The 13,874-nt window shown below is 38.3% G+C and carries 9 protein-coding genes and 1 pseudogene; 6 read left to right on the top strand and 4 right to left on the bottom strand.

Features of this window, described 5'->3' with window-relative positions; translation table 11 throughout:
* Positions 1 to 262 precede the first annotated feature (262 nt).
* On the bottom strand, positions 263 to 3,490 hold the full coding sequence (locus FN831_RS24960) for a SusC/RagA family TonB-linked outer membrane protein (RefSeq protein WP_142530942.1): 3,228 nt from the start codon (positions 3,488 to 3,490) through the stop codon (positions 263 to 265).
* Positions 3,491 to 4,363: 873 nt separating this feature from the next.
* On the opposite strand from FN831_RS24960, the gene FN831_RS24955 reads away from it, so the two are divergent.
* Both FN831_RS24955 and FN831_RS24950 read left to right on the top strand, forming a co-directional pair.
* A complete protein-coding gene (locus FN831_RS24955; RefSeq protein WP_142530941.1) occupies positions 4,364 to 4,912 on the top strand; it encodes a helix-turn-helix domain-containing protein in 549 nt (182 codons plus the stop codon).
* Positions 4,913 to 5,292: 380 nt separating this feature from the next.
* Positions 5,293 to 6,032: pseudogene (locus FN831_RS24950) on the top strand (SDR family NAD(P)-dependent oxidoreductase).
* Positions 6,033 to 6,150: 118 nt separating this feature from the next.
* Here the strand turns inward: FN831_RS24950 and mobC are convergent.
* Genes mobC through FN831_RS24935 form a run of 3 tightly spaced genes read right to left on the bottom strand, consistent with a single transcriptional unit; the run spans position 6,151 to position 9,861 of the window.
* A complete protein-coding gene (gene mobC, locus FN831_RS24945; protein ID WP_142530940.1) occupies positions 6,151 to 8,199 on the bottom strand; it encodes a conjugal transfer protein MobC in 2,049 nt (682 codons plus the stop codon).
* 10 nt (positions 8,200 to 8,209) lie between these two features.
* Complete coding sequence (locus FN831_RS24940; protein ID WP_142530939.1) at positions 8,210 to 9,469, bottom strand: relaxase/mobilization nuclease domain-containing protein; 1,260 nt, start codon at positions 9,467 to 9,469, stop codon at positions 8,210 to 8,212.
* Entirely contained in the window at positions 9,454 to 9,861 is a 408-nt protein-coding gene (locus tag FN831_RS24935) for a mobilization protein (protein ID WP_142530938.1), read from the bottom strand. The genes FN831_RS24940 and FN831_RS24935 overlap by 16 nt, the downstream gene beginning before the upstream one ends.
* A gap of 626 nt (positions 9,862 to 10,487) precedes the next feature.
* Between FN831_RS24935 and FN831_RS24930 the strand changes: the two genes are divergently transcribed.
* The 4 genes from FN831_RS24930 to FN831_RS24915 are packed head-to-tail and all read left to right on the top strand — an operon-like array spanning position 10,488 to position 13,872.
* Positions 10,488 to 11,384 carry an NmrA family NAD(P)-binding protein gene (locus tag FN831_RS24930; RefSeq protein ID WP_142530937.1) on the top strand — a complete coding sequence of 299 codons (897 nt, stop codon included), beginning with the start codon at positions 10,488 to 10,490 and terminating at the stop codon, positions 11,382 to 11,384.
* A gap of 39 nt (positions 11,385 to 11,423) precedes the next feature.
* Complete coding sequence (locus tag FN831_RS24925) at positions 11,424 to 12,146, top strand: SDR family oxidoreductase (RefSeq protein WP_142530936.1); 723 nt, start codon at positions 11,424 to 11,426, stop codon at positions 12,144 to 12,146.
* Between the two features lie 37 nt (positions 12,147 to 12,183).
* On the top strand, positions 12,184 to 12,909 hold the full coding sequence (locus FN831_RS24920) for an SDR family oxidoreductase (protein WP_142530935.1): 726 nt from the start codon (positions 12,184 to 12,186) through the stop codon (positions 12,907 to 12,909).
* 48 nt (positions 12,910 to 12,957) lie between these two features.
* On the top strand, positions 12,958 to 13,872 hold the full coding sequence (locus FN831_RS24915) for a helix-turn-helix domain-containing protein (RefSeq protein ID WP_142530934.1): 915 nt from the start codon (positions 12,958 to 12,960) through the stop codon (positions 13,870 to 13,872).
* The last annotated feature ends 2 nt before the right edge of the window (positions 13,873 to 13,874 follow it).

The raw sequence follows: 13,874 nt of genomic DNA, 5'->3' as shown, positions 1-13,874 counted from the left end.
AGCTGCTTTTGCTCAGTGCCAGATGGGGGCGGCGGGAATTTATTATCTTTGGTAGTACTTAGTGGAGCATCCGCTACTACGCTCGGCAGCCAGTGGGGGGGTCAGTTTGACCCGAAACAGAGGGGGCACTTTCGCTGAAATACGCAGCTTGGCATCCAGCCATTCCTTTTTACAGGATTGGGTTAAAATTAAGGATAAGACTACATATAAAATACATATCGGTCTATAGATAAACGAATTTTGATTTCTCATGATATACAGATTAAAAGTTAGTTTTTAATCCAACTGAAAATGATCTGGGAGTTGGATAAATAGAAGTAGTTGAAGAGCCGGGGATAAAATCAGGATCAACATCGCTATTTGTGGCTTTCCATAATACCCCAATATTATTGATGTAGGCATATAATTGAATGTCGTTAATCGGAATAAAAGTCCATTTAGATTTTCTAAACGTATAGTTTAAACCTATGTCCTGCAAACGAATATTGTCTCCTTTCTCTACGAGTATTGAAGAGCTTGCATAGAATCTATCTCTTCCTGCATTAGCCGGATATACGGCTGATGGAACATGAGTTTCTAGTTCATCACCCTGATTTTTCCAACGCCTTGCATAATCTGAATTGCCCTGAATGCTATTTCCAAAAAGGTTCGTATAACTTAATGAGGGCATTCTGAAGTAATAATTAAACTTGAAACTTACATTGACTGTCAATGATAAATCTTCATAGGAGAAAGTATTTGATATACCACCAAAGACTGTAGGCCGTGCAGATCCGTTGTACTTTAGATCCTCCAATCTTGTGGCGTTTAGTGCGGCATAGTCTTTACTTTTTGATCCGTTAATAAAACCGATAGGATCACCGTTTTCAGGATCAAGCCCTCCCCAAGGCAAACTTAATACACTATAAACAGGTTTCCCTACAATTGGAACGATTGATCTTCCATTCAATCCGTCAGAGCTAACCAATTGCCCGTTTGTAGCTTTTATATCGTATTTTGTTACCTTATCAGTTGCTTGGCTTATAAGTAATGATGTTTGCCAAGCAAATTTGCCTCTAAAATTTCTTGAATTTAGGGTTAAATCATACCCCTTGCCAGCTATTTCAGCAAAGTTGCCATTGAAGCTTATCACCCCGGTGTTGGGTGCTAAAAGTGTGCTTCCTATCAGGTCAACGCCCTTTTTAAAGAAATACTCGAAACTTCCTGTCAGCCTGTTATCATTAGATGCGAAGGTTAAACCTAACTTTGTTTGCTTGATTTTTTCCCATTTTAATTCGGGATTTCCTATGTTACCAACATCAGCGTAGTTAATTTTGGTAAACCGTGCATTCGATAATCTGTAAAAAGTGGTAATACCTGTAGTTGATCTATCAAGATTTCCATTAAATCCATAAGACATGCTTAAGCTCAATTGCGGTAGCCATTTTATGTTGTAGAAGTCTTCATCTGAAACATCCCATTTACTGCCCAAAGACCATAATGGAACGGATTTCTTATTGGTTTGGACACCAAAATAATTTGAACCGTCTACTCGGGTGCTTCCGGTCAAAGTATATTTCTGTTTATAGGTATATGAACCGATTGCATAAGTTGACCTTAACCTCTCCAAAGTTCCCCCTATAAAAACCCCATCAGGAATATTCGATCCGCCCGATGGGTTGGTATCGTAGTATATATTATAGTTTACAGGATTATAAATGGCTAGTTCATTATCATATCCATACATAGCCCCCCCTTTAATATCGGTTGTGGATTGGCTTAACTCATATCCTGTAAGGATTGAAAAATCATGATCCCCGATACTTTTTGCAAAGCTTAGCTGAGCTCTAAAATTTTGGGAATTAATACTTCCATTCTGGTAATTCAATATCCCACCAACAGGTACATTGTAATCTATCACCTGATCATTTGATAGGATTGAAAATTGGTTGATAAGGTTCCTTGCATAATAGGTGTCTTTGTTTTGGTAGGTATTTCTCTCGGAAAAAGATTTCTGATACTGATATTTTAAATCAAGATTTAAGCCTTTGATGATATCATATTTTAATCCCGTTACTATTCTGGTATCATTTGAATTATTGCTGTTTTGTGTTAGACCAAGTTCATTTAAAGGAACATAATTCCAATCCAAAAAACCCTTAGATGGAGCTGAGGATATAAATGTATTGCTGTAATTTCTCGTAATAGCGAGGTGATTGTTATTTGAGTCGGCATATTGGATGTAAGGATAATAGCTGGCGGTTTGGTTGACAATTGTATTTAAAGTATTATCTGTATTGGATAAGGTTTTTGTATAATATATACCGGCAGTGAATTCCAGATTTTCTAATGGTTTGAAAGTACTTAGGGTATTTAAAGTAAAACGTTGGTTGTCGTTGGCTTTTAAATTCTGTTGGGTCTTGTCAACGCCTGAAGATATGTAATAGCTTGCTTTTTCAGTTCCCCCGCTTAGATTTATTGCATACTGCTGTGTAAAGCCTCTTCGATAAAAATATTCTTCATTTTGTTTTCTAACGTCAATCTTCCTTAACCTATTCATAGCAGATAAAGAATCAGATAGAGATAATTTATTTATATTTGCCATAATCTCTATAGCAGGTGAAATGGCAGGGTGGTTAATAACATCTGAGAGCGCACTTGTATACTTCCCTTTATCAAACAGGAATTTTTCTATTTCGATATAATCAGGCGATATCAAAAAGTTGGGGTTATAGTATAAATTGGGCTTATTTATGATTGTTAAATTCGAATTAAAAGAAATTTTCAATCCCTGATTAATCTTGCCCTTTTTAGTGGTTATTACAATTACCCCGTTTCCTGCTTTAACACCCCAAACTGATGATGCTGCCGCGTCTTTTAATACAGTAATTGATGCAACGTCATTTGGGTTAATATTTGAAAGATCACCGCTATATGGGAAATTATCTACGACTACAAGGGGCTGATCATTTGCCCTTATAGTACTCCTGCCTCTGATATTAATGTCCAGTTGACCATTAATGGTATTCCCTGTATTTGCATTAAACACCAAACCTGATGTAATACCATTTAATCTGCTTAATATATCCGTTGATACTCTGCTATCAAATGCTTCTTTAATTGGTTGGGCAAACGATCCCGTTGTTCGTTCATTAGGGATATTTTGGTAGCCAGTACTTACAACCTGCACCTCATTCAATCCATTATCCTCTGTAGGCATACGTATAACAAGATATTCAGCACTTTTTGTAATGTGAATTTCATTCGATTTATATCCAATGCTAGAAATGACCAAAGTGGAACCTAATTGCACATTACTTAAATTAAAAAGTCCCTCGGTATTTGATATTGTTAGACTTTTAGAATCTTTCACTTTTATGGTAGCATTTGAAATAGGCAATCCATTTTCATCTGTAATTCTACCTTTGATTGCAATTGTCGAGACCTGCGCTTTCACCTTTAAAAAAAGGCAAAGCGTGGCCATTACGATGTATATCGTTATTTTTTTCATGTTAATTAGTTTAGTTGATTTTTAAAAATTTTTGGGATGATTTGAACCCAAATCATCTAAACTGGTGGCTTAACAATGTTTTCGTAAAGTGCTTCAAGAAATTTGTATTTTTTCTGGAAGAGGTATTTATGATCTACCCTAGACGATGAAGCTAAGGGCATTTTATTATGAACATCAATTGGTAATGTGTAAATCTGCTCTATAAACTGATGGTTTAGATAAGTATTCATATTTATCCCGTACATAATTTATTGGAAATTCGGTTATGTAACGGGTTGGTAAACCTTAAATGGGCAGGGCTAACACCCGTTACCCGCCCCTGCCAGGATTGAAATAACAAGTGAAGCACCATACCCATTATAGGCATGGTTCAACTGTTTGCTAAATTACGATTCTTGGCAGGGGCGGTTTAGGAAACATTAAACCAGTTAATACAGTTAAGGCGGATGGATTCCAACCGAAAAATGAATAAAGTAAATATGTATATGTTTTTCTTCCATCACTCGTTATGTATAACGAGCCTCGAAGTTGCGATTGGCGGACAGTAAAATAGGTAGGGCCCTACATACCACCGCATCTTAGTTGACAGCCAAGAACGTGGATTTACAGTAAAGCCCATACCTATTTCAAGCACAAAGATATGTACTTAAAGTGATATGGGCATTAATCTTACTGCCTCGCTTCTTGGCTGTCAAACTTTTTGCGACGAGACTCTTAATTAAATGCCTTTATTTGAAAGGCAATTTCTAGTATTTCAGTGCCATATAATTCTACATTAAAATGCTGTAAAACAGGAAAGAACAAATATATTAAAAAAAATTAATATGTCAAATAAGACTTATAAAATAAATTTAATACCCTTCTTTTTACTCAATGGGTAGAAAACAATATATTGATACCAAGAATTTGAGGAAACTTAGAGATAGAATACAAAAGCTTATTATTGACAAAAATATTCCTGTTGAGGCGCTTGCGGATCGTACAGGCTTCACATCAAAGCAAGTTTATAGAATAATTTATGGTAAGGGGAATACCTCTATCAGTAATATATTTGCTATAGCTGGAGCGATGGAGATACATATCATGGAACTATTTGTCATAGATTTTCAGATACCCTTTTATGATATTGGTATTGATCTCTATAGAAAGAATAATAAGATCATAAAAGATAAAATACCTAAAGCAAAACCAATAACGGCAGCAGAAGCCATTCGTATTCTTACTAATGAAGGTTATTTCAAGAAGACAAATCAACCCAAAGAAGAAAGAACTTTAAAAAGTATAGTCCAAGATTGTCAAAAACGATTTCGGGCTGATTTTAAAACCAGTGAATTTTCAAGCGCATTGTTATATTCCATTAAAAAAGGTTCTCTAAATAGATACAATCAGAAGAACACTGGTTCTTTTGTATATCATAGTTGACCTATCAGTCAATACTAGTAAAATATCATATACACAAGTTCAGTTAGAAATAACGGAAATTCTGTAGATTTATATTCTAATTTTATGAAAATTGATAGAAGAATACTGACCGGAACTACTAAGCTTCTAAAAAAAGCGTCCGGCAGGCTTTCGATGAACCTAATGCATCCTACCTGCGCCAATACTCGCAATGAATTTCGGTCACTTTTCGGCACTCGCAACAACAATCGTGATAAACCTGTCCTAAAAGTGTTCCTATCAATATCATACGATGAAGTCCTTTCCGATTTAGATGTTCCATTTCCCTGCCAAAAGAGATTTAAGCTTCCTTGCAGATAGACAAATTTTCTAACTTTACCGATGATAACTGGATTTTATATATGAGCAGATTTGAGAATAAGACCATCCTAATAACTGGCGGTAGCAGTAAAATCGGACTAGCAGGAGCCAAAAGGTTAGTTAGTGAAGGTGCAAAGGTTATTATTACAGGACGAACAGAAGAACATTTGATTTCAGCAACAGAGCATTTAGGTAAAAATGTTACTGTAGTGATGGATAATGCCGAAGATGACAATTCTCCCGAAAGGCTCGTGTCTGTAGTAAAAAAAATTGGAAATTTAGACGGATTGTGGTTAAATGCCGCTTGTGCAATCGGCGGTGACATCATTACAGTCGATAGAGATACGATGAACAAAATGTTTACAGTAAATGTCGTTACTCCAATGCTCCAAATGCGTGCGTTAGCTCCTTATATAAACGAGGGTGGCTCAGTGTTAGTGACATCATCTAGCGCCGTATACGAAGGGCAGCCTTCCATATCGTTATATTCAGCAAGCAAAGCAGCTATTCTAGCAGCAGCTCGTAGTTGGGCGGCAGAATTTGCACCACGAAAAATACGGGTAATTCACTCGTTCCAAGCCCTATAAACAGTAATCTACGCGGTGGTCTTCCAGAAGAACTGCGACAACAATTTGAAGAGGAACTTTCTAAAGTGGTTTTATTGAAACGGTTAGGCGATCCTCATGAAGCAGCTGCGGTAGCTGCATTTTTATTGTCAGACGAAGCAAGCTATGTTACAGGAAGTTCTTATGTTGTAGATGGTGGTTTGTTAATGATTTAACATTAATAAGGGGCTTTCGGCTAAATCTGTCTTCTGTTTCTTTTGCAATGTCACCAACCTGAGGTTCATAATAAAACAGTTCCTTTAGCAATATTTTAAATAAAATAACAGTTTTTATTTAACGGGAAATGTCCTTTTCGGCTTCTTCTTCGTCTTCCTTATTTTCATCAGGCAGTGGTTTTTTAGGTTCTGGCTCTTCCTCTTTGGATTGCCTGACTAAAATTTTCTCCAGTTCTATTTCAAATAACTGATCAATATCTTCCTTAATCCTTGTGTAGTTCTCCATAATATCACCGTAAGTGACTTTCTCGATAACAGGTATAGGCTTATAGTTCTTTTCCTCTTCAGCAATTGAATCATGATCATTCTGTATTTCCGCATGAAACATTTTAAGTTTGATTTTCTGATCTGGCGTGTCTGCCACGAAACCAACAAATTCTCCCGATGAAAGTGAAGCGATCTTTGATGCAGGTATCGCAGAATCCATTTGTGTTGATTTAGAAATTGAAATATCTGAACTATTAATACTCCTGCTCTCTCTGTCCTGAACAATCTTCCCAAAGGTTTCAGATAACTTTTTGGCTGTATCTCCAGTAACCTGTCCACTGATAACATTACCAACTATACCGGTTATGACATCGGCTTGTTCAGCACCATAATCTTTCTTTAACTGGCTGAAATCTTGTACTGCTAATGTAGTTGCAACCTTATTACTTCTGGCGGTTGCCAAAAGTCCATCGATGCCCGAAGAGCCACCAATATAAATTGTAGGAAATTCGTCGAAGACAAGAGAACATTTGAGCTGATTCTTCCTGTTGACCAGTTTCATCATTTTAGAAACATACAGGGATAACACTGCTCCGTAAGTTTGAATCTTCTGAGGATTGTTACCAATACAGACGATCTTTGGCTCTTGCGGATTATTAACATCAAGAGTGAAATCGTTCCCATTTAAAACATAATACAATTGCGGTGAGGATAATCTGGCAAGTCCGATTTTGGCCGATGCAATCTGACCTTCCAACTGCGCCATCGCTTTGTTCCTATATGCCGAGATAAAAGGATTAATCAATACTTTTATCTCATCTTCTTCCTGCAACACTGCAAACAGCTTATCATAATCAGCCTGCATTAATTCAATTACATGTGGTAGCGTACAAAACTTTCCGTTTTCATACTTTCGGAGATACCAAATCACTGCGGTTAAAAAATTGATTGGCGATTCGACGAAAAAATCGCCAGTTTTTTTTATCCAGTCCTTATTAAGTCCCAACATTATTGTACGGCTGGCTTCGGTAGCATCTGTAATGTCTTCCATACTGTCAGGATCTAAAGGGTTGCACCTGTGGGTACGGCTTAAATCATCGAAATTAATTACATAGAATTTAGGCTTGATTTTATAATTGTCTTGATACGCTAACAACTTGTTATAAGCAATCTTGGTCAGATCGTCATATTTGAAGTCATACAAAAACATCGAAAATCCTTTCTTTATTTGTTGGTCTATAACATGACGGATAACGAAATAACTTTTTCCAGCACCCGGACTTCCGGAAACCAATAACCCCCGTGTCATAGAGATTAGATTAATGTAAGAATCACGGATCTTGCCTTTTAGATTGTATTTTGCCGGAAGATTTACTGAAGAATCATTTTCTAACAGCCTTTCCTCTTGTGGAAACGTCTCGTTATCTGTATTAAATGTGTCTTGATTTAGCTTGTCTTTTATCAACCTTGATAATAATCCTCCACCTGTTAGTATAAGCATGTAACCGATTGATGTTATACCTATGTATAAAGAAGCAACCAGCAATAAGTTAAGAGGTAATAACAGGCATAAAACACTAATAAAGTATAATAAAAGACCTGTCAGTAAGTAGGCTACAATTGAGCTACTTTGCAATTTTTCATCTTTTTTGCCTTTAACACCAAAAAGAGAGATGGCTAAAAATAATAAAACAGCTAATTTTGGTTTAAGCAGATTATCAAATAACCCAGTCTTGGCAATGTTGTAGATTATCCTGTCGGTAATATTTGCTGTCCATCCCCAATTTTTGAATGCTGAGTAACAGCAAATATAAAAATGGATGGACAGTATGAAAATGCTGATTAGCCTTGTAAAATCTATGATTTTGCGCAAGCCTTGTGTGTCTTCACCTGTATTCATAAAATTGTGTTTAAAGGGTTAATCCCTGGTTTCTTTTTTTCTTCTTTTTCCGTGGTATTCCTGGCATATAGTCAGGCTGAGATTTACCTAGTAATTCATCCAGAATCCCCCTCGTGGCGATTGGTTCCAAATAGGTATTAGCAGACTTTGATGGTTCAGACTTCAGATAGGATGACTGGCTGTCGGTAGGCTTTAAATAGGATCTCAATTGGTCGGATGAGCTGATCTGTGCTGCAATGGAGTTTGCACTGTATAGTTTTCCTAAATCACTACCATTAAAAACCACTTTGTTTTTATGGTCAATAAAGGTCGTTCCATATATACGCCCCTGATCATTTTTCCTTAACACCAATGTTACACTATCCCTTTTGAGTTCAGCATTTAGGGTTTCAATAGTGAACCGTTCGTATTTAGAGAGAACTTTACTAATTTTCTTGATTAACCCTTGCCTGAAAGGCTTACGCTTTTCTTTATTGGTGCCGAATCTTTTTTCCAGATTCCTTAAAGTTGGCTTACTGTAAAATGCGCTTGCCTTGATTGAAACCCCAATTTTGTTTCCCTTTTTATCTACCAAAGAATAGATCAATCCTTTTTTAGCAAACATTTCTGTATCCTCTTTTCCTCTGTTTGCCGTTACATTAAATTGTCTGAGAACAGCATTTAACTCACCAATAGAAGTATATTTATATTCTTTGATTACTCCTGCTAAGACGTTACTTATTTGCCTTTTTGTGGATGACCTGCCGTATTTTGCTTTTTCAAGGTCAGCAGGTTTAAGACCTGATTCCTGTTTAAATTTCTTTGACTCTGCCACGACCAGATCAAATTCCTTTTCAATAGATTTCCGTGCGGGTTCTGATAAGGTTCTCCCAATATTATGCAGATTGATCGCTTCACTGTTACGCTGAATACTTGTTGTCGCAATATGGAGATGCTGATGGCCTGCATCATTGTGCCTGTAAACTAAATAAGGTTGATCACCAAAGCCAATCTTCTCCATATATGCTATGGCGATTTCCTGCATTTTGGAACTGCTGATTTTTTCTGAGGAATCAAAGTTTAAGGATATATGAAGGGCATTGGTTTTAACCGTTGGTTTAAGTTCAGTCAGATGTTCGAACCTTTGCAGCTTATTATGGAAAGTCATGTTTTCAATCTCTCCGGCAAATCCGCTAGCCAGTATCAGCTTTGCTTCACCTTCAGCAACCTTATTTTCGTTGTAATGAAGGATGCCACGTATACTTGTGCCGATCTTTATTCTTGCAACCATTTTTCTGCTAGTTTAGATATGATGGCCAATAGCCGATCTATTTTTGGCTCTATCGTTTTATATGTTTCAGATGTTTTTATGGCATGGAAGGATCTTTCTGTATCGTTCTGGCTAATGTGAAAACGGTGAGTCTGCTGATTTATATTTACCCCTATGCTTTTGATCTCTTTGCGGATCAGTGCCATTTCCTCCATTGGCAGGTTCATAGAAACATCTTTGTGAAGAAGCTTTATTGGACGGTTGTTAAGAATCTTCCGCACAACTTCACCAATGGTTTTGATGTCACTTTCCATACGGATTTTTTCAAGCTTAATAAACTGATTTTCGGTAAGCCTGACAATTATTGGATGACTTAATATGTTGTCCTGATCTTTGGCTTTTCTCCTTGACATAGGCTACACTTATCAATGACTTCAGGATCACGAGTTCCGAGTGATCCTCCGTCCGAATGGACGGCAAAGAGATTTTCGTATACGAAAATACATCTTTGCTAAGCTCACGCGAGCTTCAATGCAGATCAGCCGAGGCCTTCCGTGACCTTCGGAATGAGTTAATAAATCTTTTAAAATTTCTTGATGTGATGGCTTGACTTAGATAATAAGTTGCTCATCAAATTGCCTTTGATTCTTGACCAAGGTTAATGGTATAGTTGATCTTAATAGTTGCCTGATCCTGTGACGAGGTTCCACTTTAATTCTTTTGATTTTTGGCTGAAAGTTGCCTAAAAAATCGCTGACCTTGAAAGGCTTTTTTTTATGGGTCTTTATCATGACTTTGTTAATTAATTCAAAGCCAAAATTGAGTTGTAGAAAAATAAGTCTTTGACAACCTATTAGGTCGTTGTCAAAAATATTTGATACAATTGAAAATATGCATTATTTAATTGCCGCCTTAAATACCACCCTTCTTACAAACATCTGCGAATTCAAGGGAGGTCAGTTTTAATTACAATAAAGTCAGATCGGGATACATTAGTATTATCGTAGCATCATATTTTTGCATAAAAAAAACAGAACAAATGGAAATAACACTCACAGGTTCATTGGGGAACATAGGAAGCCCCTTGGCAAAAGATCTGATTTCAAAAGGCCATGTTGTTACGGTCATCAGTTCGGATCCGAAAAAGAAATCGACCATTGAAGCACTTGGCGCTAAACCAGCAATCGGTTCGGTAGAGGACGCTGAATTTCTTACTTCTGCATTTTCAGGTGCAGATGCGGTATATGTGATGGAGCCGCCGGTAGACTTCTTTGATAAAGAACTGGATATTGAAGCTTACTACGGAAAGCTAGGCCGCAATTTCGTGAAAGCTATCCTCGATTCAGGAGTGCAGCACGTAGTACATTTAAGCAGTATTGGCGCACACACCAATAAGGGCAACGGAATGCTCCACTTCCATCACCTGGTTGAAAATATCTTAAGGGAATTGCCTGCTAATATATCATTAACGCATGTACGTGCGCTTGCCATTTACTATAATCTCCTGAGCTTTGTTCCGGGAATCAAGTATACCGGAAAGATCACCGCAAATTACGGCGGAGATGATGTAATTGCCTGGGTTTCGCCACTGGATGTAGCTGATGCGATAGCTGAAGAACTGGAATTGCCTGCACAGGGAAGAAAATTCCGCTACGTGGTAAGCGATGAATTATCGTGTAATGAAGCTGCAGCAATATTAGGTACGGCTATAGGGATACCAGATTTAAAATGGGAAGTTATTTCGGATGAACAGCAGCAAGCCAAATTGGTTTCAATTGGCATGGCGCCAAATCAGGCAGCCGGACTGGTTGAAATGAATGCAGCAATGCATACAGGAGAATTGTTTAAAGATTACGAGCAGCACAGGCCGTCATCACTTGGTAAGGTGAAGATGAGCGATTACGCCAAAGAGTTCGCGAAGGCTTATAACGCCTGAGCCTGCCGAAGTGTATTAATTAAATTTGAAAGAAACAGAATGAAAAACGTATTAGTTACCGGTGCAAATAAAGGCATTGGCTTTGAAGTAGCCAAACAGCTGGCAGAATTAGGATACTTTGTTTTTTTGGGTTGCCGCGATCTCAAGAAAGGTCTGGAGGCGGTGGATAGTTTGAAAGAACTGGATATCTTAAATGTAGAAGCTTTGAAAATCGACGTCGCCGATCTGGGTTCCGTTCGGCAGGCGGCATCAGAACTTACATCAAAAATTGAAGTGCTTGACATATTGATCAATAACGCCGGTACCGCGGGTCCCCAGCCTCAGAACATTTCACAGTGTGATATATCGATTGTAAAAGAATTATTTGACACCAATGTTTTTGGAGCGCTCCAAACCACACAGGCAATGATGCCACTGTTAAAAAAATCAAGCCAGCCGGTTATCGTGAATGTTTCCAGCGAAGTAGGCTCCCTGACAATGCAGACTAGCGAAGGACGGAATCCTAACTGGGATCTGTACCACGTGTACGGGTCGACGAAAACCGCACTGAATGCATTTACCATTGCGTTGGCCAATGAATTTAAAAACACAAAATTCAGGATCAACAGTGCCACTCCGGGTTATACAGCTACCGACCTCAATGGCTTTGCCGGATTTAAGACAGCAGCACAGGGCGCAAAGCCCATCGTGAAACTGGCTACATTTGATGCTGACGGCCCTACAGGGAAATTTTTCCGGGAAGAAGGCGAAGTGCCGTGGTAAGAACTTCCAATTTTTTTAACCTTGAAAATAGCTCTAAATGAAAATATCCCATACAAAAATACTCATTACCGGCGGAGCCACAGGCATCGGTTTGGGACTTATCGAAAAACTGGTTGAACAGAACAACACCGTAATTATTTGCGGGAGGCGGAAAGACAAGCTTGACGAAGTGGCGGCGCGCTTCCCTTCACAGGTAATACCTGTAGTATGCAACGTTGCAAAGGAAGAAGAGGTGCGAAAACTGCACCAATGGGTTTTAACTAACCATAGTGATCTGGACATCCTGATCAATAATGCAGGTATCCAGAACAGGATGAAAGTAGCTGACGAAGATTTTTACCTAAAGGCATTGACGGAGGTCAGCGTAAACGTTTTAGCTCCAATTTTATTGATCAAGCTGTTTGCAGGATTGCCTCAGATGAAAGCCATCATGAATGTAACATCAGGCCTGGCCTTCATACCCTCGGCCGCAATGCCGGTTTATTGTGCTACCAAGGCATTTATGCGTTCCTTTACGTTATCTCTAAGGAAACAGTTCGAAGCCAGAGGTATAGCAGTGATCGAGATCAATCCCCCGGCCTTGCACACGGATCTTGGCGGTCCGGGTCTCCATAACGGTTATCCCGAGGTAAGTGAGTTCATCACTTCGATCTTCAGTCAGCTTGAACAGGGCAGTAATGAGCTAACCTTCGGTTACAGCAAAGAAAGAGCAGATGAAAATAACCGTACGATCACGGAGATTTTCAATAAAATGAACCCTTAGTTAAACTGTTACGGCAAACAATTATATTTAATTTTAATACTGTAGGTAATGAAAGAAGTACGCAAGTTAAAATCGCTGATCGAATTTCACAGGTCCAGAGGTTTACCCCCACCCCTGCACCCGCTGATCAGCGTGGTGGATTATGCCGACGTGAGGTTATCGCCAGAAAACAACAACGTCAATTGGGTATTCGATTTCTACTCCATAGCACTCAAAAGAAATCTTGCCACTAAAATGAAATACGGACAGCAGCAATACGACTTTGATGAAGGTTTAATGTTTTTCATTGCACCCGGACAGGTATTAAGTATCGAGGTCGAACAGGAACAACAAGAAAATAAGTCAGGATGGATGTTGCTCGTTCATCCCGATTTTTTCTGGAATACTTCCCTGACGAAAAATATCAGACAGTACGAATTCTTTGATTACTCCGTAAGTGAAGCGCTGTTTTTATCTGATAACGAAGAGGCTATTCTTAATGGTATCGTCCAAAACATCAGGCAGGAACACCGTTCCAACATTGATAAATTTAGCCAGAATATCATCATTTCGCAGATCGAAACGCTGCTTAACTATTCCGAACGATTTTACCAAAGGCAGTTTATCACCCGGAGGGTAACAAACCACCAGATACTTGAAAGGATGGAAGGTATTCTCGCGCGTTTTTTTGCCGATGAAAATCTACCGGCCAGTAAGCTTCCAACTGTACAGTATCTAACAAATGAACTAAATATATCTTCTGGATACTTAAGTAGGCTCTTAAAGGAACTTACCGGGTTCAGTACAGCACAGCATATACAAAATAAAATCATAGAGAAAGCGAAAGAAAGACTGTCAACTTCAGATCTTTCTGTTAGCGAGATTGCTTATGAATTAGGTTTTGAACATAGCCAATCCTTTAGTAAAATGTTTAAATTAAATACCAATCTTTCTCCCCTGGAGTTCCGCTCGTCGTTCAGTTAGGA

The organism is Pedobacter westerhofensis, from assembly GCF_900182595.1.
Taxonomy (GTDB): Bacteria; Bacteroidota; Bacteroidia; order Sphingobacteriales; family Sphingobacteriaceae; genus Pedobacter; species Pedobacter westerhofensis.
The sequence above is the reverse complement of the archived record's forward strand: the minus strand, read 5'-3'. Positions and strand labels throughout refer to the sequence as shown.